This window comes from Cellulomonas sp. P5_E12, from assembly GCF_054049315.1.
This window is the reverse complement of record NZ_JBFUMP010000005.1, coordinates 25,002-45,919: the sequence shown is the minus strand read 5'-3', so window position 1 is coordinate 45,919 and position 20,918 is coordinate 25,002. Positions and strand designations below refer to the sequence as shown.

The window sequence follows — 20,918 nt, the reverse complement described above, 5'->3', positions numbered from 1 at the left end:
CCGTCCACCTGCTCGAGACAAGGACGTCTCATGCGAGCTCGTCGCACCCTCATCGCCACCCTGGCCGCCGGAGCACTCCTCCTCCCGGCGACGACCGCCCACGCCGCTCCCCCGCCGACCCCGGTCGACCTGGGCACGGCCGTGCTCCCTCCCGGCGACGGCTGGGCCTCCTACGAGGGACCCACCGTCCCGGACGGCAAGCCGACCGTCGCGACGGGCACCACGGGCGGTGCGGCCGCGGACGCCGCGCAGGTCTACGTCGTCGACACGTGGCAGGAGCTGCGCGACGCCCTCGCCGGCAAACCCGGCGGCAGCCAGACCGACGCGCGCACCAATACCGTTCCCCGCATCGTCTACGTCACGGGCACCATCACCGCGTTCGACCCCGCCGTCAGCTGCGACGACTACGCCGGCCAGGTCACCGTGTCGGACACCGGTCAGCCGTTCCGCATGGCCGACTACATCGCGCACTTCGACCCCGCCGGCCCGTGGGGCACGGCCAAGCCGAGCGGGCCGCTCGAGAACGCCCGCGTCGCCGCCGCGGCGATCCAGGCCGCCCAGACGCTGCAGCACGTCGGCTCGAACGTCACCCTCGTCGGCGTCGGCCCGGACGCGCAGATCGTCGGCGCGAGCATGCGGATCCGCGACGCCCACAACGTGATCGTCCGCAACCTCACCATCTCCGACGCCTATGACTGCTTCCCGGTCTGGGACCCGACCGACACGGCCGTCGGCAACTGGAACTCCGCCTACGACAACGTCTCGATCTGGACCTCGACCAGCGTCTGGGTGGACCACAACACGTTCGACGACGGCACCCACCCGCACGAGGCGCTGCCGACCGTCTTCGGCCGCCCCTTCGAGGTCCACGACGGGCTGCTCGACATCACCCACGGGTCCGACCTGGTCACGGTGTCGTACAACCAGCTCGACCAGCACGACAAGACCGAGCTCATCGGCTCCTCGGACTCGCGCCCGCAGGACCGGGGCCAGCACCGGGTGACCATCCACCACAACCACTGGATCGACATCGGCCAGCGCGCCCCGCGGGTGCGGTTCGGGGACGTGCACGTCTACGACAACCTCTACACGCAGACGACCGAGGGGCTGTTCCAGTACTACTGGGGCGCCGGGATCGAGTCGAGCATCTACGCGGAGAACAACGCCTTCGAGCTCGCGCCGGGCGTCGACCCGGGGCGGATCATCACGCGGTGGGCGGGCACGCAGCTGTTCGAGACCGGGTCCACCGTCAACGGTCAGCCGACCGACCTGCTCGCCGCGTTCAACGCGACGGCGCCCGTCCCGCTGGCGCCGACGGCCCGGTGGAACCCCGCCGACGTCTACGACTACGTGCTCGATCCGGTGCAGGACGTTCCCGCCATCGTGCGCGCGGAGGCGGGTGCCGGGGTGCTGGCGTCCGGCACGCCGGTGGCCACGGGCGCTCCCGGCACGGCGGTGGTCAGCGACGACAACGGCCGGGACACCGGCCTGCGCGACGGCTCCTACACGGTGACGGCCAACCTGTGGTGGGGCCAGAACGCCACCGTCGCCCGCCTCTACGAGAACGGCGCGCTCGTCGGCGCGCAGTGGCTCACGGGCACGACGCCGCACGCTCAGACGGTGACGTTCCCCGTCGCCGGAAAGGTCGACGGCACGTACTCCTACGTCGTCGAGCTGCTGAACCCGTACGGCACCAGCAGCTCGGCACCGCACACCGTGCGCGTCACCGACGCCGCCCCCGGCAGGGCGGTCCTCAGCGACGACAACCGCGACGGCGACGGGTCCTTCACCGTCACGACGAATCTCTGGTGGGGCACGAACGCAACCCACTACGCGCTGTACCGCGACGGGGCGCTCGTCGACGAGCAGGACCTCACGGCGGCCACCCCGAACCGCCAGTCGGCCACCACCAGCGTGACCGGCCTGGCGCCCGGGACCTACCGGTTCGTGGCCGTGCTGAGCAACGCCGCGGGCAGCACCCCGACGGCCGAACGGGTGGTCACCGTGCGCCGCTGACGCCTGTGTGCGGGCTGGGCACCAGTTGTGGAGGGCCGCCGGTCCACTGCACACAACGTGCACGGGACCCCCGCGCAAGTCTCTGACGTGCAGGGACACCGGTGCCTAGCGTGGCGCTCATGACCGACTCCGGTGCACCGACTCCCCCGCCCCCGCCCGCTCTCCCCGGCCCGCCGCCCTCCTGGACGGCGGGCCGGGCCGTTCCCGTCGCGCGCGAGCCGGGCCGGCTCTCCCGCGTCCTGGCGCCCTTCTGGGCGGAGCGCCGACGACCGGTCGCCACCCGGACGCTCGTGGTCTGCGGCACGGTCGGGGCGCTGGGCGGGGCGCTGCTCGTCGGGCACCGGCCGGGCCTCGGGGTCGCGCTGGTGGGCCTTGCCCTGTGGGTGGCGGCCGCTCCCGAGCTGATCCGGCGGCGGTCGGTGAACGACCTCGTGACGGCGGTGCTGTCGATCGCCCTCGTCGCCGTCGTCGCGGTCCGCGACGCGGGGTGGGTCGTCGTCCTCTGCGCGCTGGCGGCGGCCTGGGCGGGCGTCGTCGCCGTCACGTCCTCGAGGTCGGCGCCCGCCGCGGTGCTCGCGCCGCTCAGCTGGGCCGCCGGCGCCGTGCGGGCGCTGCCCTGGGTGGCCAAGGGCATCGAGACGCGGCTCGGGTCGCGCCGCGGACAGCTGCTGGTCGCGCTGCGCAGCGTGGCCATCACCGTGGGGCTGCTGCTGGTGTTCGGTGTCCTGTTCGCCAGCGCCGACCGCGTCTTCGCCAGCCTCCTGCCGCGGGCGCAGGGCGACCTGATCCCCGGCCAGTTCGTGGTCGGTGCCCTGATCGCTCTCGTCGCGGCGAGCCTGGCGCACCTCGCCCTGGCTCCCCCCAGCTGGGCCGACCTGCGACTGGCGCCGGGCAAGCCCGCGCGGCGCGGCGAGTGGCTGCTGCCGGTGGTCGCCCTCGACGCGATGGTGCTCCTGTTCGTGATGGTGCAGGTCGGCGCGCTGCTCGGCGGGCACCGGCACGTCCTGGAGTCCGTCGGCCTGACCTACGCGCAGTACGCCCGGCAGGGGTTCTGGCAGCTGCTCGTCGTCACCGCGCTGACGCTCGTGGTGGTCGCCGTGGCCGCCCGTCGCGCCCCGCGCGAGACCGCGACCGACCGACTCCTGGCCCGGGTGGCGCTCGGTGTCCTGTGCGTCGGCACGCTGGGGGTCGTCGCGTCGGCGCTGCGCCGCATGGACCTGTACGTCGAGACGTTCGGGCTCACCCGCCTGCGCGTCTTCGTCACCGTGGTCGAGGTCGCGCTCGCCGCCGTCCTCGTCCTGCTGCTGGTCGCGGGGATCCGTTGGCGCGGCCGGTGGCTGCCCCGCGCCGTCGTCCAGGTGGCCGCGGTCGCGATGCTCGGCCTCGCCCTGGTCAACCCGGACGCGCAGATCGTGCGGCACAACACCACGGCCGACCTGGGGGCGGACCTGGACGTCGGCTACCTGGCCGGGCTCTCCGCCGACGCCGTGCCCGCGTTCGCGCAGATCGAGGACGATCCGTTCCTGCGCTCGTGCCTGCTGGCGTCCGCCGACGTCACCGCCGCCACCGGCCTGGCCGAGTGGAACCTCGGCCGGGAGCGCGCGACGCAGCTGCTCGCCCAGGACGCCGGCTCCGGCTCGGCGTGCGCCGAGCGCTAGACGATGACCTCCTCCTCGTCCACGGACGGAGCCGCGGCGCGTGGTCGTGCGGCGAGGGTGGCCAGTCCGAGGATGAGCAGGGCGATGACGAAGACGGTGACGACGTAGGCAGGAGTGAGCGTGTCGGCGAGGACCAGGGCCAGGGCGGCCAGGGCGATGACCACGACCCGGATCAGGGTGCGTTGCTGGTCCAGCCAGACCCCGACCGGTCCGGTGCCGATGCCGTGCCGGTCCCCGGCGCCACGCACCCAGGCGGTGGCCTGGGAGGAGGACGCGCGCAGCTGGCGGGCCGCGGTGGTCCCGCCGGCGGCGAACGCGATGATCGCCAGCAACAACCCCAGGACCAGGCCGACGCGCAGCTGGACCCGCAGCAAGGAGATGACCTGGTCGTAGATCGCGACCGCGGTGTCCACCCGTTGCACCGTGGGCGGTAGGGAGTCGGCGTACAGGGACCGGCCGACAGCCAGGGCGGCACCCAGCAGCACCATCGCCCCCGCCAGGGACAACCCCGCGATCACCAGGGCCCGGGAGCGGCGTTGCGCGGCCAGCACCCCGGCGGCCAGCAACCCCAGGGACAGGTAGGGCAGCCACGCACCCAGCACGTCGATCAGCCGGTAGGCGTTCTGCAGCCGCACCAGGTCCGCGCTGGACGCGATCGGGAACGTCACGCTGATCGTCGGGATCCGGGAGACCAGGGTGAACCCGGCCTGCTCCAGGGTCGTCTTGACCTGCTCGATGATCGGGGTGATGTCCAGGGTGAGGACCCCGGTGTCGCTGATCTTGGCCAGCGCGTCCGGGTCCCCGCGCAGGGTCGCCACGATCTGCTCGTGCGCGGCCCGGTTCGCCTCGACCCAGATGGTGTCGAACGCGTCCGAGGTCACGATCTTGGTCACGTTCTTGTGCACCACGTTGGTGATCGCGTCCTGCAATGGCTGCTGCAACGACTGCACCGCCCCGGCCACGATCGGCGGCAGGTCCAGCCCGGCGACCGCATCGGTGGCCTGGGTGGTCAGCTCCTTGACGTTCAACGCGTCCACCACCGCGGTCGTGACCCGGTTGGACACCGCGGACTGCACCAACGGGTCCGACGCGATCGGCGCGACCGTCTCCACGTAGCGGTCGGTGTCCACCACCAGACCCCGCGCCCACGACCCCACCACCGCCACCGGCGCCAACAGCGCACCGATCAGGATCAACACCACCGCCGCCGCCGAACGCCCCACCTTGCGCCGTCGACGCGGCGGCGGCACCACGACGACGGGAGCCTGGGTGGTCTCCGCCCGCAGTCGGGCGTTCTCGGTCTCCAGCAGCTGCAGGCGGGCGAGGAGCACGGCCCGGTCCTCCGTCGGCGACGACGGCGGGACCACGACGTCGACGTGCTCAGGGATCTCCTGCGTGTCGTTCTGCGGCGCGACGACGCCCGAGGTGTCGAGCGGCAGCGTGTCGTTCTCCGACGCACCGGGCGTCTCGGTGTCGGGCGCCACCCCGTCGGGCGCGACACTCTCGGGCTCGGCCGCGTCGGGCGCGACGCTCTCGAGCCCGGCCGCGTCGCTCTCCGGCTCGACCCCGTCGGAAGCGACGCTCTCCGCTTCGACCGCCTCGACCGCGTCGGGCGCGACGGCGTCCGGCGTGACGGACGGCGACTCCGTGTCGGGGGTCGGCGGCGCGTCGTCGTCGACGGGCGGGTCCACCGTCCCCTCCGGCTCCGCGGCCGGCGTAGAGGCGGGTCGCCGCGGCTTGCGGGGCGACGGAGTGTTCTCGACCACGGGATCCCCCGGATATGTCCGACATGTACTGCGACGGGTCGAGCATGTCAGTTCCCCTGCTCAGAGCGCGACAGGCAGCCCCGCGCGGCTTGTCGCCCGGTTGCCGCCCGGTCCGCGCGGGGCCGTCGGCGGGCCCGGCTCGACCGATACGGTGCGACTCGAGACGAACGCCGCCCGCGAGCCCGCTCGCCCACCCGTCGGGGGGAACGATGCCGAAACCACGCGACACCGGACCTGTCATCCTGGCCACGACGGACCCCCGCAAGCCCCCCGCGTGGCTCCCGCGGGCGCTCGTCATGGCGACCGTCGCCGTCTTCCTCGGCCTGTTCGCGTGGAAGGCACTGGCCCAGCTGGGCAACGTCATCTTCATCGTCGTCATCTCGTGGTTCCTGTCGCTGGCGATGGAGCCGCTGATCCGCTGGTTGGTCGCACGCGGCCTGCGGCGCACGCGGGCCACCGGCGTCGTGATGGCCGTGTCCCTGGTCGCGATCTTCGTCGTCATCGCGCTCTTCGGCGGGCTCTTCCTCACGCAGCTGCTCGAGCTCGTGCAGTCCCTGCCGGAGTACTACGCGCAGTTCGCCGACTGGGTGGCGACGAACTTCGCCGTCGACATGCCCGAGGCGGACGAGCTCCTCATCAACCTGAGCGCGCACTGGCAGGAGCTCGCGCCGGGGCTCATCGGCCTCGGCTCGTCCATCCTCGGCGGCCTGTTCACCGCGAGCTCCGTGCTGCTCGTCGTCTACTACATGGCGAGCGCCGGCCCGCGGCTGCGTGCAGCGATCTGCCGCCTGCTGGCACCGGCCCGGCAGCGGGAGGTGCTGCGGCTCTGGGAGGTCTCGCAGGAGAAGGTCGCGGACTTCATCAACTCGCGGATCGTGCTCGCCGCGCTGTCCACGGCCTTCACGTTCGTCTTCCTGACCATCCTCGACATCCCGTACGCGCTGCCGCTCGCCGCGTTCACCGGGATCGTCTCGCAGTTCGTGCCCACCATCGGCACCTACATCGGCGGCGCGCTCCCCGTCGCGGTGGCGCTCGCCGTCGACCCCGTGAAGGGTCTGCTCACGCTGGCGTTCATCATCGGGTACCAGCAGCTGGAGAACCTGATCTTCTCCCCCAAGGTCTCGGCGCGGTCGCTCGAGATCAACCCCGCGGTCTCGTTCCTCGCCGTCATCGGGTTCGGCGCGGTGTTCGGTCCCATCGGGGCGTTCCTCGCCCTCCCGGTCGTCGCGACGATCCAGGCCGTCTCCTCGACCTACGTGCGCCGGCACGACCTCGTCGACGACGAGCTCCTGCAGGAGGACGAGCAGGCACTGCAGCGGCAGCGCGGCTGGGTCGACGTCCCGGAGGACGAGCCGACGGATCCCGAGCTCGCCGGCCGCCCGACCGATCAGCCGTAGAAGACGCGCTCCACCACGGCGCGCGCGCGACGAGCGGTGCGGAGGTAGTCCTGCTCCAGCTCGCCGCCGGACCCCGCCGGATAGCCGACCACTCTCGCCAGGCCCGCCAGCGCCTGCCGGTCGTGCGGCAGCACGTCGGCGTGCGCGCCGCCGCGACCGCTCCACAGCACGTTGGCATCCCGCAGCCGGCTGGCCAGCAGCCACGCCTCGCTCAGCACCCGGGCGTCGTCGGCGTCCAGCAGCCCGGCCGCCGCCGCGGCGTCGAGCGCCCCGAGGGTGGCCGTCGTGCGCAGCGCAGGAACGGCGTGGGCATGCTGCAGCTGCAGCAGCTGCGCCGTCCACTCGACGTCGGAGATGCCGCCTCGCCCGAGCTTCAGGTGACGGGCCGGCTCGACGCCGCGCGGCAGCCGCTCGGACTCGACGCGCGCCTTGATCCGGCGCACCTCGCGCTCGGCCGCCGGGTCGATGCCGCCGGCCGGGTAGCGCAGCGGGTCGACGAGGCGGACGAACCGCTCCCCCAGCTCGGCGTCGCCGGCGACGGGTCGGGCCCGGAGCAGCGCCTGGCTCTCCCAGGTGGACGACCAGCGCCCGTAGTACTCGGCGTAGGAGTCGAAGGACCGCACCAGGGGCCCGTTGCGGCCCTCCGGGCGCAGGTCGGCGTCGACCTCGAGGGTCGGCTCGGGGCCGACGGACCCCAGCAGCGAGCGGAGCTTCGTCGTCACCTGGAGCGCGAACTCCTGAGCGGTGACCGCGTTCTCGCCCTCGACGGGGTCGTGCACGAACAGGACGTCGGCGTCGGACGAGTACCCCATCTCGCCGCCGCCCCACCGCCCCATCGCGACGACGAGCAGCCGCGTCGGGTTCTGCTCGAGCCCGCGCTCGGCGCGGACCTCCCACTCGGCGACACGGAGCGCGCCGACCAGCACGACGTCCGCGGCGACGCTGAGGCTGCGCGAGGCCCGTTCGCCGGTGACGACGCCGAGCACGTCGGCCGCGGCCGTGCGGGCCAGCTCGCGCCGGCGCAGCCCCCGCAGCGCGGTGACCGCGGGCACGGGCTCGTCGGAACGCGTGAGGATCGCGTCGGCCTCGGCCGTCAGCCGCTCGAAGGTCCGCGGCACCAGGTCCGCGTCGTCGGCCAGCCACGTGACCGACTCCGGGGACCTGGTCAGGGCGTCGGCGACGTAGCGGGACGTGGACAGCACGAGCGCCAGCCGGCGGGCGGCGGTGCCCGAGTCGCGCAGCAGCTTGAGGTACCAGTGCGTCGTGCCCAGCTCGTCGGACAGCCGGCGGAACGCGAGCAGGCCCCCGTCGGGGTCGGCACCGTCCGCGAACCAGCCGAGCATCACGGGCAGCAGCTGGCGCTGGATCGACGCGCGCCGCGAGACGCCCTCGGTGAGGGCGGCGATGTGCCGCATCGCGCCGGCCGGGTCGGTGTAGCCGATGGCGGCCAGGCGTGCCTTCGCCGCGTCCGGGGCCAGGCTGGCCTCCTCCGTGGACAGCTGTGCCGTCGCCGGCAGGAGCGGCCGGTAGAAGAGCTCCTCGTGCAGGCCCCGGACCTCGCGCCGGGCAGCCCGCCACCGCTCGTTCAGTCCCCCCGCACCCTCGGCGCGCATGCCGATCGAGCGGGCGAGCCGCCGCAGGTCCGGCTCCGAGGTGGGCATCAGGTGCGTCCGCCGCAGGCGGTACAGCTGGATCCGGTGCTCGAGCACGCGCAGCAGGCGGTAGCAGACGGCCAGCTGCGCGGCGTGCGACCGCCCCACGTAGCCGCCAGCGGCAAGGGCGGCGAGCGCGGTCAGCGTGCTGGGGCTCCGGATCGACTCGTCGGCGCGGCCGTGCACCAGCTGGAGCAGCTGGACCGTGAACTCGACGTCGCGCAGGCCGCCGACGCCGAGCTTGAGCTGCCGGTCGGCCTCGGCGGCCGGCACGTGCCCCTCGACCCGTCGGCGCATCGTCTGCGAGTCCTCGACGAAGTGCTCGCGCGTCACCGCGCTCCAGACGAACGGCTGCGTCATCTCCACGTACTCGCGCCCGAGCGCCTGGTCACCGGCCAGCGGCCGAGCCTTGAGCAGGGCCTGGAACTCCCACGTCTTGGCCCACCGCTCGTAGTACGCCTTGTGGCTCGCGAGCGTGCGGACGAGGGGCCCGTCCTTGCCCTCCGGGCGCAGCGCGGCGTCGACGGGCCACAGCGCGGGCTCGGCCGACGGGGTCGAGCACGCGCGCGCGAGCCCGGCTGCCAACCGGGAGGCCGCGGCGAGCGCCTCGGCCTCGTCGACACCGTCCACGGGCTCGGCGACGTAGATGACGTCGACGTCGCTCACGTAGTTGAGCTCGCGTCCGCCGCCCTTGCCCATCCCGATGACCGCGAGGCGGACGCCGAGCCCGTGGTCGTCCAGGTCGGCGCGGGCCAGGGCGAGCGCAGCCTCGAGGGCCGCCCCCGCGAGGTCGGCCAGGGCCGCCGCGACGCCCGGCAGGCGGCTCAGGGGCTCCGTGCTGGTGAGGTCGGTCGCGGCGATCCGCAACAGGCGGCTGCGGTACGCCAGGCGCATCGCGTCGGTGCCCGGCGACCCCACGACCGTCGCCACGGGGACGTCGGCGTCGGCGTCGGCCCCCACCGCGGCGAGCAGCTCGGCCCGCACCGAGGCGACCGGCACACCGGTGCCCGGGGTCTCGTCGAGGATCACCCGGAGGTTGTCCGGGTGCGCCACGAGCGTGTCGCCGAGCGCCACGGACGCACCGACCACCGCCAGCAGCCGCGCCCGCGCCGGACCGTCCTCCTCGAGGATGCCGCGCAGGATCCCGAGGAGCTCCGGGTCGCCGACGACGGCGCCCGCGAGCTTGGCCAGGGCCAGCAGTGCCTGGTCCGGGTCGGCGACGTCCGCCAGCGGTGCGATCAGCACGTCGGCGGGCTCGTCGACGACGCGCAGGAGGGCCGCGTCCGCCAGCAGCCGCTCCGCGCGGCCCGCGTCGGACACGCCGACCCGCGTGAGGCGTCCGGCCAGAGACGCCCCGCGTCCGGCCGTACGGCTGCCCTCCGGGACGCTCACAGGACCGGGAGGAACCGCCGCAGCTCGTACGGCGTGACCTGCGAGCGGTACGCCTCCCACTCCTGACGCTTGTTGCGCAGGAAGTAGTCGAACACGTGCTCGCCCAGCGTCTCCGCGACGAGCTCCGAGTGCTCCATGATCGAGATCGCGGCGTCCAGCGACTGCGGCAGCGGCTCGATGCCGAGCGCGCGGCGCTCGGCGTCGGTGAGCTCCCAGACGTCGTCCTCGGCGCCCTCGGGCAGCTCGTAGCCCTCCTCGACGCCCTTGAGGCCGGCCGTGAGCAGCAGCGCGAAGGCGAGGTACGGGTTGGTGGCGGAGTCGATCGCGCGGTACTCGATGCGGCTCGAGTTGCCCTTGCCGGGCTTGTACATCGGCACGCGCACCAGCGCGGACCGGTTGTTGTGACCCCAGCAGACGTAGCTCGGAGCCTCGGCGCCGCCCCACAGCCGCTTGTAGGAGTTCACGAACTGGTTGGTCACGGCGGTGATCTCGGGGGCGTGCTTCAGCAGGCCCGCGATGAACGAGCGCGCGGTCTTCGAGAGCTCCAGGTGGCCGCCGGCCTCGTGGAACGCGTTGCGGTCGCCCTGGAACAGCGACAGGTGCGTATGCATGCCGGAGCCGGGCTGGTCGGCCAGCGGCTTGGGCATGAAGGAGGCGAAGACGCCCTGCTCGAGCGCGACCTCCTTGACCACGGTGCGGAACGTCATGATGTTGTCCGCGGTGGTCAGGGCGTCGGCGTACCGCAGGTCGATCTCGTTCTGGCCCGGGCCGGCCTCGTGGTGGGAGAACTCCACGGAGATGCCCATCGACTCGAGCATCGTGATGGCGGCGCGCCGGAAGTCGTGCGCCGTGCCGCGCGGGACGTGGTCGAAGTAGCCGCCCTGGTCGACGGGCACCAACGGCTGTGTCGGGTCCGCGGGGGCGTCGAAGAGGTAGAACTCGACCTCGGGGTGCGTGTAGAAGGTGAACCCCTGGTCGGCGGCCTTGGACAGCGCGCGCTTGAGCACGTTGCGCGAGTCGGCCAGCGACGGCTCACCGTCGGGCGTCAGCAGGTCGCAGAACATGCGCGCCGTGCCGTGCCGCTCCCCGCGCCAGGGCAGCACCTGGAACGTCGAGGGGTCGGGCTTGGCGATCATGTCCGCCTCGTACACCCGGGTCAGGCCCTCGATGGCGCTGCCGTCGAAGCCGATCCCCTCGGAGAACGCAGCCTCCAGCTCCGCCGGGGCCACCGCCACCGACTTCAGGATCCCGAGCACGTCGGTGAACCAGAGACGGATGAAGCGGATGTCCCGCTCCTCGACCGTGCGGAGCACGAACTCCTGCTGCCTGTCCATGCGGTACATCCTGCCTGATGAACCGCGTTGCGGAGCGTCACTGTCCGAGGTGCGTCGGCACGGGTCCGCCGGCGGTCCCCGCGCACGTGAGGACGGCCACGCGGCGCGGTCGGCGGGCGGCACGATGGTTAGGCTCGACCCCATGTCTCATCCCCGCATCGCCCTCGCGCAGATCGACACGCGCGTGGGGGACGTCGACGCGAACGCCCAGGCGGTGCTGGACTGGGCGCGCACCGCCGCGCAGGCCGGCGCGGACCTGGTGGTCTTCCCCGAGATGACGCTCACCGGCTACCCGATCGAGGACCTGGCGCTGCGGGCGTCGTTCCGCCGCGGCGCCGAGGACGCCCTGCAGCGCACGGCGAAGGCGCTCGCCGACAACGGGCTCGGCGGGCTCGCCGTGCTCGTCGGCACCGTCGGGGAGAAGTCCGTGACCCCGGTGCACGAGCCGGGCGCACCCGAGGGACCCCGACGACCCACCAACCAGGCGGTGCTGCTGCAGCACGGGCAGGTGCAGGTGCGCTACGACAAGCACCACCTGCCCAACTACGGCGTGTTCGACGAGTACCGGATCTTCGCGGCGGGCGACGACGTCTGCGTGATCGACGTGCAGGGCCGCCGCGTCGGCGTCGTCATCTGCGAGGACATCTGGCAGGACGGCGGGCCGGTCTCGCAGATGGACGAGAACGAGGTCTCCCTGTTGGTCGTGCTCAACGCCTCCCCCTACGAGGAGGGCAAGGGGTACCAGCGGGTCGAGCTCGCGGCACGGCGCGCGCACGAGGTCGCGGCGCCGGTCGCCTACGTCAACCTCGTCGGCGCGCAGGACGACCTCGTGTTCGACGGCGGCTCGTTCGTCATCGCGACCGACGGCACCGTGCTGACCCGCGCGCCTCAGTTCGTCGAGCACCTGCTGGTGTGGGACCTGCTGGACGACGACGACGCGCCGGCCACGGGCCCGGTCGCGAAGCCGCTGGCACCCGACGAGGAGGTCTACCGGGCGCTCGTCGCCGGCCTGCACGGGTACGTGACGAAGAACGGCTTCCACTCCGTCCTGCTCGGCATGTCCGGCGGTATCGACTCCGCGCTGGTGGCGGCCATCGCCGCCGACGCCATCGGCGGCGAGAACGTGGTCGGTGTCTCGATGCCGTCGGTGTACTCGTCGGACCACAGCAAGGACGACGCGCAGGACCTGGCCAAGCGGATCGGCGCCGACTTCCGCGTCCAGCCGATCAAGGCCATGGTCGACGCGTTCGAAGGGGAGATCCCGCTCGAGGGAGTGGCCGCGGAGAACCTGCAGGCCCGGGTCCGCGGCGTCATCCTCATGGCGATCTCGAACCGCGAGGGCCACCTCGTGATCGCGCCCGGCAACAAGACCGAGCTCGCGGTCGGGTACACGACGATCTACGACGCCGGCAGCATCGGCGGCTTCGCCCCCATCAAGGACGTCGACAAGTCGCGGGTCTGGGCGCTGGCGCGCTGGCGCAACAACGCCGCGCTCGACGGCGTCTTCGGTCCCGACGAGCTGCCGCCGATCCCCGAGTCGTCGATCACCAAGCCGCCGTCGGCCGAGCTGCGGCCCGGCCAGGTCGACCAGGACTCGCTGCCGCCGTACGAGCTGCTCGACGAGGTGCTGGACGCCTACGTCGAGAGCGCCGAGGGCCGAGCCGAGCTGCTGGCCCGGGGGTTCGACCAGGACGTCGTCGACAAGGTCCTCGCGCTCGTCGACCGCGCCGAGTGGAAGCGTCGGCAGTACCCGCCGGGCACCAAGGTCACCGCGCTGGCCTTCGGCCGCGACCGCCGGCTGCCCATCACCACCCGCTGGCGCGAGCCGTGAGCACCCCGACAGGAGCACCTGGAATGACCCAGACCCCGAAGCGCGTCCGCGTGCACCACCTGCGCGAGGCCAAGGAGCGCGGCGAGCGGCTGACGATGCTCACGGCGTACGACGCCGTGACCGCGCGGATCTTCGACGAGGCCGGGATCGACATGCTGCTCGTCGGCGACTCGATCGGGAACACCATGCACGGGCACACCACGACGCTTCCCGTCACGGTCGACGACCTCATCCCGCCCGCCCGGGCCGTCGCCGGCGCCGCCAAGCGCGCGTTCGTCGTCGCCGACCTGCCCTTCGGCTCGTACGAGGCCGGTCCGGCGCAGGCCCTCGAGACCGCCGTGCGGATGATGAAGGAGACCGGCGTCGCCGCCGTGAAGTTCGAGGGCGGCAAGCGCGTCACCGCGCAGATCAAGGCGCTGACCGACGCCGGCATCCCCGTCGTCGCGCACCTTGGCTACACGCCGCAGTCGGAGAACTTGCTCGGCGGCCCGCGGGTCCAGGGCCGCGGCGATCTCGCCGCCGAGCTGCTCTGCGAGGACGCCGTGGCGATCCAGGAGGCCGGCGCGGTCGCCGTGGTGCTCGAGATGGTGCCCGCGCCGGTGGCCGCGCGCGTGACGGAGATCCTGCACATCCCCACCATCGGCATCGGCGCCGGCGCCGAGTGCGACGGCCAGGTGCTCGTCTGGGTCGACATGGCGGGCATGACGGACTGGTCGCCGCGCTTCGCCAAGCGGTTCGGCGAGATCGGGGCGGCGCTCAAGGCCGCGGCCTCGGCCTACGCCGACGAGGTGCGCAGCGGCACGTTCCCGGACGCGGCCCACCGGTTCGACGCGTGACGGCGGGGGTTTAGGCCGCCGGCCGATCAGGACGGCTGCTCGTCCTCGGCGTCCCAGTCCTGGTTGCGCTTGCGGGCCTTCTCCAGCGCGTGGGTGGCTTCCTCGCGCGTCGTGTACGGCCCCATGAGCTTGGTCCAGTCGCTCTGCCGGCCCTCCTCGACCTCGTGGGTCTCGGTGTTGAACCAGAAGTTGCCTGCCACGGTGTATCTCCTCTCGCCGGGGGCATCGGCCGTGACCGGCCCCGATGCCCTCCTGTCCGTAGACTGCCAGGTATGTCGACCGTGCACGCGCCACGAGCCGCCCTGGTCCCGGGGACGCTGAGCCCGCTCCGTGCGGTACCCGCGGCGATCGCCCGCCCCGAGTACGTCGGACGGTCGGGCCCCGCGCACTGGTCCGGCAGCAACGTGCTCGAGCCGGAGATGATCGACCGCATCCGGGTCGCGGCGCGCCTCGCGGCCCAGGCCCTCGAGCTGGTCGGCAGCCACGTCGCGCCGGGGGTCACCACGGACGAGCTCGACGCGATCGGCCACGAGTTCCTCGTCGACCACGGCGCGTACCCGTCGACCCTCGGCTACCGCGGCTTCCCCAAGTCGCTGTGCACGTCGATCAACGAGGTCATCTGCCACGGCATCCCCGACTCGACCGTCGTCGAGGACGGGGACATCGTGAACATCGATGTCACCGCCTACATCGGCGGGGTGCACGGCGACAACAACGCGACGTTCCTCGCCGGGGACGTCGACGAGGAGTCCCGGCTGCTGGTCGAGCGGACGCGCGAGTCCCTGAACCGCGCCATCAAGGCGGTGGCGCCCGGCCGGGAGCTCAACGTGATCGGTCGGGTCATCGAGAAGTACGCGACGCGTTTCGGGTACGGCGTGGTCCGCGACTACACCGGGCACGGCGTCGGGCCCGCCTTCCACACCGGGCTGATCGTCCCGCACTACGACGCGGCGCCCGCCTACGACACCCTGATCGAGCCGGGGATGGTGTTCACCATCGAGCCCATGCTCAACCTCGGCACCCCCGACTGGGTCATGTGGGACGACGACTGGACGGTCCTCACGGCCGACGGCCGACGCAGCGCACAGTTCGAGCACACCCTGCTGGTCACCGACACCGGAGCGGAGATCCTGACCCTGCCATGAGCGACCACAAGCACACGAAGTCCCCCGACACGGCCTTCGGCATCGACATCGGGGGCTCCGGCATCAAGGGCGCGCCGGTGTCGCTCGCCGAGGGTGAGTTCGCCGCCGACCGGCTGCGCATCCCGACACCCCAGCCGTCGACGCCGCAAGCCGTCGCCGAGACGGTGGCCAAGGTGGTGGACTCGTTCCACCTGGCCCAGGACGTGCCGATCGGTGTCACGTTCCCCGCCGTGATCCTGCACGGCGTCGCCCAGTCCGCGGCCAACGTCGACAAGTCGTGGATCGGCACCGACGTCGAGAAGGCCGTGCACGAGGCGACCGGTCGCAAGGTGCTGGCCGTCAACGACGCCGACGCGGCGGGGTACGCCGAGGTGCAGTACGGCGCCGCCAAGGGCATCGACGGCGTGGTCCTCGTGGTCACCCTCGGGACCGGGATCGGGTCCGCACTGATCGTGGACGGGCACCTGGTGCCCAACACCGAGCTGGGTCACCTGCAGATCGACGGGTACGACGCCGAGTCCCGCGCGGCCGAGAGCGTCCGCGACCGCGAGGGCCTCGACTGGGCGCAGTGGGCGGAGCGCCTGCAGCGGTACTTCACCGTCGTCGAGAACCTGTTCTGGCCCGACCTCATCGTGGTCGGCGGCGGCGTGAGCAAGCATCACTCCGATTTCCTTCCGCTGCTCGACATCCGGACCAAGATCGTCCCGGCGAAGCTGCGCAACGCGGCCGGCATCGTCGGCGCCGCCGCCCTCGCGGCCGAGGCGCGCGGCTGACCCGTGCGCGACCTCGTGGAGGTCGCGCGGGGCGTGCACGTCGCGACCAGCCAGGTGTACGCCACCACCTCGACGGTGGTCGTCGGCACGGACGGCACGTGCCTGGTGGTCGACCCGGCCGTCACCGCGCGGGAGGTCGACGAACTCGCTGCGGCGATCCGCGACCGGGGATGGACCCTGGTCGCCGTCTGGTCCACGCACGCCCACTGGGACCACGTCCTGGACGGCCCCGGCTTCAGCCGGCTCCCCCGCTGGACGGCCGGCACGACGGCCACCGACCCCGAGACGTTGGCCGCCGAGCGGGACGCCGACCCCGAGCTCGCCCGCACCGGCGAGGCGCCGGCGCCGATCGCCGCGCTCCGCACGTCCTACCCTCGCCGGACGCCCGGCGTGCTCGAGTGGGACGGACCGCCCGTGCGCGTGCTGCGGCACGACGCGCACTCCCGCCCGCACACCGCTCTCGTGCTGCCGGAGGTCGGCGTCCTCGTCGCCGGCGACATGCTCTCCGACGTCGAGATCCCCCTGCTGGACCTGACCGCGCCCGACCCGGTGGGCGACTACCTCGCCGCGCTGGACCTGCTCGAGTCCGCCGGCGCGGCGGTCGTCGTCCCTGGTCACGGCCTCGCCGGGGGCGCCGACGAGCTCCAGCGCCGACTGGCCGCGGACCGCGCCTACCTGGCGGCCCTCGTCGCCGGGACCTCGTGCGACGACGACCGCCTGGCGCTCCCCTGGGCCGCCGCCGCGCACGAGGCCCAGCGCGCGGCCGTGGGACGATGACCGGTATGGGATGGCTCGTCGCCGTCGTCGCGCTCGCGGTCCTGCTCGTCGCGATCGACCGCATGACCGCGCGCGGCTGGTTCGACCGCCGACGCCACCGCGAACGGCGTCCTGCCGAGAGCGCGGCGGCCAGCGGGATGCTGGGCGACCTCATCGACGTCTTCCAGCCCAACCGGGTCCACCTCACCGCCGAGCAGGAGCGCCAGAAGCTCGACATCCTGCAGACCGGCGACTCGGCGGGCAGGCTCGACCTCGACTCCGGCGTCGTCCGCCTCGACCCGGAACCGCCGCCCCGGTAGCGCTCGTGGGCCGGTTCGCTCTAGCGTGCCGCGCATGGCACCTGTGGTCTCCCACCTGGTCATCGACTGCGCCGACCCGCACACCCTGGCCCGCTGGTGGCGCGACGTGCTCGGGTGGACCTACCTCTGGGAGGTGGCGGAGGACGACGACGAGGTCGCGATCGGGCCGGCCGACGGCGGTTCCACCGGCTGGCTGTTCCTCAAGGTCCCGGACGTCAAGACCGTGAAGAACCGCCTGCACCCCGACCTACGCCCGCCGAACGGCTCCGACCAGGCCACCGAGCTCGAGCGCCTGCTCTCGCTCGGTGCCACGCGCGTGGACATCGGACAGGGGGACGTCCCGTGGCACGTCCTGGCCGATCCCGAGGGCAACGAGTTCTGCCTGCTGCGCAGCACCCCCGACCAGGTCGCGGCGATCCTCGCCGCACAGTCGACCGTCAGCTGAGCGCGGCTCGCACCAGCGTCGACAGCTTCTTGCCGTCCGCCGACGCCCCGGCCCGCGCCGTCGCCTCCTTCATCACGGCACCCATGTCCCGCACGGAGCTCGCGCCGACGTCCGCGATGACCGCCGTCACGAGTGCCGCGAGCTCGTCGTCCGACAGCTGCGCCGGCAGATAGGTCTCGATGAGGTCGGCCTCGGTGGTCTCCGTCGCCGCCCGCTCGGCGGCCCCGGCGTCGGTGTAGATCTGCGCCGAGTCACGGCGCTTCTTCACCTCGCGCGCCAGGATCTTGAGCACGTCGTCCTCCGACAGCTCCTTCTCGACCGCCCCCGCCTTCGCCTCGAACCGCACGGCACCGATGATCTGGCGCAGGATGCCCGTGCGCTCGGTGTCCCGGGCCTTCATGGAGGTGGTCAGGTCGGACGTCAGCTGGTCGAGGGTGCTCATGGGAGCCATCGTGCCCCGGCTGCGCCCATCGGCGCAGTCGGAATGCCGGGCGCACGAAGACCTCCGGCCGCGGTGCGGAACCCTGTGCAGGTCCGCTCCACGACCGGAGGTCTTGGTCGACGACCCGCTCACGCGGATCGTCACACAGCCTCAACCCATCCGCGCCGACACCTCGGCGGCGATGGGATCGACCACGTCAGCGGGTAGCCCGCCGACGAAACACCGTCAGGCCCAGACCGGAGAAGACGAGGACCAGCGCGGCCCCCAGCGTGATCGCCACGCCATTGCTTCCGGTCTGCGCGAGCTCTGCCGAGGCGGGGTCCTCCGCGGCAAGAACCTCGGAGTAGAACCCGGCGGATTCGGTGGTCTCCGCGGCGAGGACCTCCGCTTCAAGCGGCGTCACCGGGGTGACCGGGGTGACCGGCGTGGCCGGGACCACCGGGATGGCGGGGGTGGCGTAGCAGAGCGCATCCTCGTCCGTGAACTGGTAGCCCGTCGCCGGGGCCAGCACGATGGTGTGGAGAGCCGAACGGCCATCCGCGTTGATGTCCCACTCGTCCGACAGGCCCGTCAGGACCGTCTCGTTATCCGTGGAGAACACGTACAGGTGGACCAGACCAGCGTCAGAGCGGTCCACGAGCAGGGTGACCTTGCCGTCGTCGAGCAGGTAGGCGTTCGAGTTCCACTCGTTCTGCACAGCGGAGTCGGGCACGTCGAACGTGCCAGCCTCCTCGCAGGTGGGCGGGTTGGCGAACAGGTCTGGCACGGCGAAGGTCGGAGGTGTCACCAGGCACGGCTCGGTGTTCGTCTCCAGGGTGTTCGCGTCACCCCACGAGTTGACCCGGTTGCCAGACGGCCAGGTGTAGCCCTCGTCGGTGGTGCCGATGAGGCGACCGTCGTCCGTGATGATCCACGAGACGTGTCCACCGTCAGCGGGCAGGACCCACTCGGCGTTATCCGCACCGCACTCGTCCGTGACGGACGGGAACGGGTAGGCGATCACGGTCGGCGCGCACGCTTCGGTATTCGTCTCGGCAGCCTGGCCCCACGAGTTGACCAGCAGGTGGCTGGGCCACACGAACCCGGCGGCGGTGATCTCACCGATGAGGCGACCGTCGTCGGTGATGGTCCACGAGATCCGGTTGTCGCCGGTGGGCAGGACCCACGTCGCGTTCCCGGCTCCACAGGCATCGTTGACCTGCGGGGTCGGCCACTGGATGACGACAGGCGCGTCCGACGGGCACTGGATCACGACGGGCTCGTCGTACGCCTCGTGGTCCACGACCCACACGTCGTCGCCGTACTTGGCGTCGGTCGGAGCCACGTAGTCGTGGTTGCTGACCTGCGTGCTCGGGCCACGGTGGAACCAGGACGAGTTACCGGACGCGCCGCTGGACTCGTTGAACGTCCCCTCGGCAGTGCGGTCAGGACCACCGTTGACGTGACCGTCAGCGCCGCCCTGCCAGGTTCCACGGGAGTCCGTGGGCCAGGCGGGGGTGTAGTCCTGTGCGCCCTGGCTGTTGTTGGGCGACCAGTTCCACCAGTTCCCAGGGACGGTGGTGAACGTCTCCGGGTGACCGTCGGTGGCGGGCGTGATGATCGGCCCGCGCTTGTAGTGCCCGGTGGCCTCGTGGTGGATCGGCGTGCCGAAACACACCTGGTGCTCGTCAACCCCGTCGCCACCTGTCGCGGAGGCGCTGGTGCTGAGGCCGATCACCCCCAGGCCGATGAGACAGACGGTCGTGAAGACCGCAGTGATGCGCTTGAACATGTCGTACCTCTCGGTGGGTCCACTCCTGGTGGACTTGAAGCTCTGCCGAGGCAACGCCGGGCGGCGTCTCGGCAAGTCGTTGTAAATCGGCTCCGGTGCGTGGTGACCGGGATGGCGGCGGGCTCGGCAACGAACGACGAGACGCTCAGACAGGACTCAGAAGAGGCAGAGGCCTTGACCTTTGACCCAGCGATCGGGGTGCGGCACCCGAGGGTGTCTCGCTCCCTGCCGATCGCTCAGATCAGTGCGCCAGCGCCAGCGCTGGCTATGCGTCCAGTGTGCGTGGTCACCATTGGAGGCATGTAGGCCCAAGGTCCTGCCTCGAGGATGGCGGCAGAGGTGCCCCACACATCCCTCAGCGGACAGGTCGAATATCTCGCCGCGCCGGGCGCCGTGAAGGCGGATGAGTCAGTCGATACGCCGGGAAGGACTCTTGCAGGTCTCTGACCAGCAGCGATCCGTCGAAACGGCGCTCTGACCTGCAGAAACGTCTCACGTCATCTCACGCGAGATCACGCGTTTTCTCGACGTCCCACGGACTAGCCACGGACTAAACAGCCGTTCAGTTTTTCTGACAAGTCGCGAGCGAGCCTGTCGGCACTCCCCCGCAGCGTCCGGCGCATCGACTCGCGTCCGCACGCCCCGAGCTCTTCTTTGAACAAATGACGGATGTTGGCTCCGGACAACATCGGCTAGAGATATCTCACGGCGTGCGAACGATCGCACTGGTCACGGGTTGGTGGGATTGGGGTTGAGGGGTACTGGTAGTCCTGCCGCAAGACGCAGTTGGAGCGCGTCGATCCACAGTTCGATGCCGACGCGCTCGTGTGGCCGAAGTGCCTCGATGGCGGTCGTGAACTCGTCGTGAGTCGGCACGATGCCGGAATCGAAATCACCGAGGTGCTTGAACGTCTTCAAGACCCACCCGTCCGGGTCTCTTTGGTGCAGGTACGCCCGGTGAAGCAGGCCGTTTCGGTGCTGGTCCATCAACCCGGGGATCGTCCGCATCCAGATCCGGCAACGGGCCCGCCAGTCGTTGACGTCCATCCACTCGGGCCGCCACGGGTCGTCCAGACGATCAATCACGAGGGTGCACTGCTGGGCGAAGGCGCGGGTGCGCCCGTTTTTCGGCTGCGGCAGGTCGAGGGCTGCGGCGATCTGGTAGGCCGCGAACTCGATCCTTCCCGACGTGAGAGCGATGCGTCCGATGTCGGCGAGCCACTCGTTCGGCACGCCGCCATACGTCTCGTCGTCAGACTGCGAGTCCTGATCGTCGGTCATGGCCGCACGATAGAGGAGGTGGCGCTCTGTCTCCGGCAGACCCTCGGGCCTGATCGTCCCTGGCTCGTTTGGGTGCCCGCCGACCGAGTTCGGGTGAACTGAC

Annotated in this window: 17 protein-coding genes; 10 read left to right on the top strand and 7 right to left on the bottom strand. The window is 71.9% G+C overall.

Features of this window, described 5'->3' with window-relative positions; all coding sequences use genetic code 11:
- Window positions 1–30 precede the first annotated feature (30 nt).
- Window positions 31–2,016, top strand: a complete 1,986-nt coding sequence (locus ACXJKA_RS05595; RefSeq protein ID WP_456824193.1) for a pectate lyase family protein — start codon at window positions 31–33, stop codon at window positions 2,014–2,016.
- 119 nt (window positions 2,017–2,135) lie between these two features.
- Window positions 2,136–3,674 (top strand): DUF4153 domain-containing protein, encoded by a 1,539-nt coding sequence (locus ACXJKA_RS05590; protein ID WP_456824192.1) that lies wholly within the window; start codon window positions 2,136–2,138, stop codon window positions 3,672–3,674.
- Here the strand turns inward: ACXJKA_RS05590 and ACXJKA_RS05585 are convergent.
- A complete protein-coding gene (locus tag ACXJKA_RS05585) occupies window positions 3,671–5,365 on the bottom strand; it encodes a hypothetical protein (protein ID WP_456824191.1) in 1,695 nt (564 codons plus the stop codon). The genes ACXJKA_RS05590 and ACXJKA_RS05585 overlap by 4 nt on opposite strands.
- Window positions 5,366–5,649: 284 nt before the next feature.
- On the opposite strand from ACXJKA_RS05585, the gene ACXJKA_RS05580 reads away from it, so the two are divergent.
- Window positions 5,650–6,837: an AI-2E family transporter gene (locus tag ACXJKA_RS05580; protein ID WP_456824190.1), complete on the top strand. Its 1,188-nt coding sequence runs from the start codon at window positions 5,650–5,652 to the stop codon at window positions 6,835–6,837.
- Here ACXJKA_RS05580 and ACXJKA_RS05575 read toward each other — a convergent pair.
- Both ACXJKA_RS05575 and glnA read right to left on the bottom strand, forming a co-directional pair.
- Window positions 6,828–9,809 carry a bifunctional [glutamine synthetase] adenylyltransferase/[glutamine synthetase]-adenylyl-L-tyrosine phosphorylase gene (locus ACXJKA_RS05575; RefSeq protein ID WP_456824189.1) on the bottom strand — a complete coding sequence of 994 codons (2,982 nt, stop codon included), beginning with the start codon at window positions 9,807–9,809 and terminating at the stop codon, window positions 6,828–6,830. The genes ACXJKA_RS05580 and ACXJKA_RS05575 overlap by 10 nt on opposite strands.
- A 68-nt stretch (window positions 9,810–9,877) precedes the next feature.
- A complete protein-coding gene (glnA, locus tag ACXJKA_RS05570) occupies window positions 9,878–11,215 on the bottom strand; it encodes a type I glutamate--ammonia ligase (RefSeq protein WP_456824188.1) in 1,338 nt (445 codons plus the stop codon).
- A gap of 142 nt (window positions 11,216–11,357) precedes the next feature.
- Here glnA and ACXJKA_RS05565 point away from each other — a divergent pair, with 142 nt between their 5' ends.
- Complete coding sequence (locus ACXJKA_RS05565) at window positions 11,358–13,046, top strand: NAD+ synthase (protein ID WP_456824187.1); 1,689 nt, start codon at window positions 11,358–11,360, stop codon at window positions 13,044–13,046.
- Between the two features lie 23 nt (window positions 13,047–13,069).
- Window positions 13,070–13,882 carry a 3-methyl-2-oxobutanoate hydroxymethyltransferase gene (gene panB, locus ACXJKA_RS05560; protein WP_456824186.1) on the top strand — a complete coding sequence of 271 codons (813 nt, stop codon included), beginning with the start codon at window positions 13,070–13,072 and terminating at the stop codon, window positions 13,880–13,882.
- 26 nt (window positions 13,883–13,908) lie between these two features.
- On the opposite strand, the gene ACXJKA_RS05555 is transcribed toward panB, so the two are convergent.
- A complete protein-coding gene (locus ACXJKA_RS05555) occupies window positions 13,909–14,082 on the bottom strand; it encodes an SPOR domain-containing protein (RefSeq protein WP_456824185.1) in 174 nt (57 codons plus the stop codon).
- 72 nt (window positions 14,083–14,154) lie between these two features.
- Here ACXJKA_RS05555 and map point away from each other — a divergent pair, with 72 nt between their 5' ends.
- Genes map through ACXJKA_RS05530 form a run of 5 tightly spaced genes read left to right on the top strand, consistent with a single transcriptional unit; the run spans window position 14,155 to window position 17,321 of the window.
- The gene (gene map, locus ACXJKA_RS05550; RefSeq protein ID WP_456824184.1) at window positions 14,155–15,027 is read left to right on the top strand and encodes a type I methionyl aminopeptidase; all 873 of its coding nucleotides are present in this window, start codon (window positions 14,155–14,157) and stop codon (window positions 15,025–15,027) included.
- On the top strand, window positions 15,024–15,800 hold the full coding sequence (gene ppgK, locus ACXJKA_RS05545; protein ID WP_456824183.1) for a polyphosphate--glucose phosphotransferase: 777 nt from the start codon (window positions 15,024–15,026) through the stop codon (window positions 15,798–15,800). The genes map and ppgK overlap by 4 nt, the downstream gene beginning before the upstream one ends.
- A 3-nt stretch (window positions 15,801–15,803) precedes the next feature.
- Window positions 15,804–16,577, top strand: coding sequence for an MBL fold metallo-hydrolase (locus tag ACXJKA_RS05540; RefSeq protein ID WP_456824182.1), 774 nt, complete (start codon window positions 15,804–15,806; stop codon window positions 16,575–16,577).
- Window positions 16,578–16,582: 5 nt separating this feature from the next.
- Window positions 16,583–16,876 carry a DUF6191 domain-containing protein gene (locus ACXJKA_RS05535; RefSeq protein WP_456824181.1) on the top strand — a complete coding sequence of 98 codons (294 nt, stop codon included), beginning with the start codon at window positions 16,583–16,585 and terminating at the stop codon, window positions 16,874–16,876.
- Between the two features lie 34 nt (window positions 16,877–16,910).
- A complete protein-coding gene (locus tag ACXJKA_RS05530; RefSeq protein WP_456824180.1) occupies window positions 16,911–17,321 on the top strand; it encodes a VOC family protein in 411 nt (136 codons plus the stop codon).
- On the opposite strand, the gene ACXJKA_RS05525 is transcribed toward ACXJKA_RS05530, so the two are convergent.
- The 3 genes from ACXJKA_RS05525 to ACXJKA_RS05515 all read right to left on the bottom strand — a co-directional run bounded on the left by ACXJKA_RS05525 (window position 17,314) and on the right by ACXJKA_RS05515 (window position 20,815).
- Window positions 17,314–17,763 (bottom strand): GatB/YqeY domain-containing protein, encoded by a 450-nt coding sequence (locus ACXJKA_RS05525; protein WP_456824179.1) that lies wholly within the window; start codon window positions 17,761–17,763, stop codon window positions 17,314–17,316. The genes ACXJKA_RS05530 and ACXJKA_RS05525 overlap by 8 nt on opposite strands.
- A gap of 196 nt (window positions 17,764–17,959) precedes the next feature.
- The gene (locus tag ACXJKA_RS05520) at window positions 17,960–19,534 is read right to left on the bottom strand and encodes a hypothetical protein (protein ID WP_456824178.1); all 1,575 of its coding nucleotides are present in this window, start codon (window positions 19,532–19,534) and stop codon (window positions 17,960–17,962) included.
- A 729-nt stretch (window positions 19,535–20,263) separates the two neighbouring features.
- The gene (locus ACXJKA_RS05515; protein ID WP_456824177.1) at window positions 20,264–20,815 is read right to left on the bottom strand and encodes a hypothetical protein; all 552 of its coding nucleotides are present in this window, start codon (window positions 20,813–20,815) and stop codon (window positions 20,264–20,266) included.
- Between the last annotated feature and the right edge of the window lie 103 nt (window positions 20,816–20,918).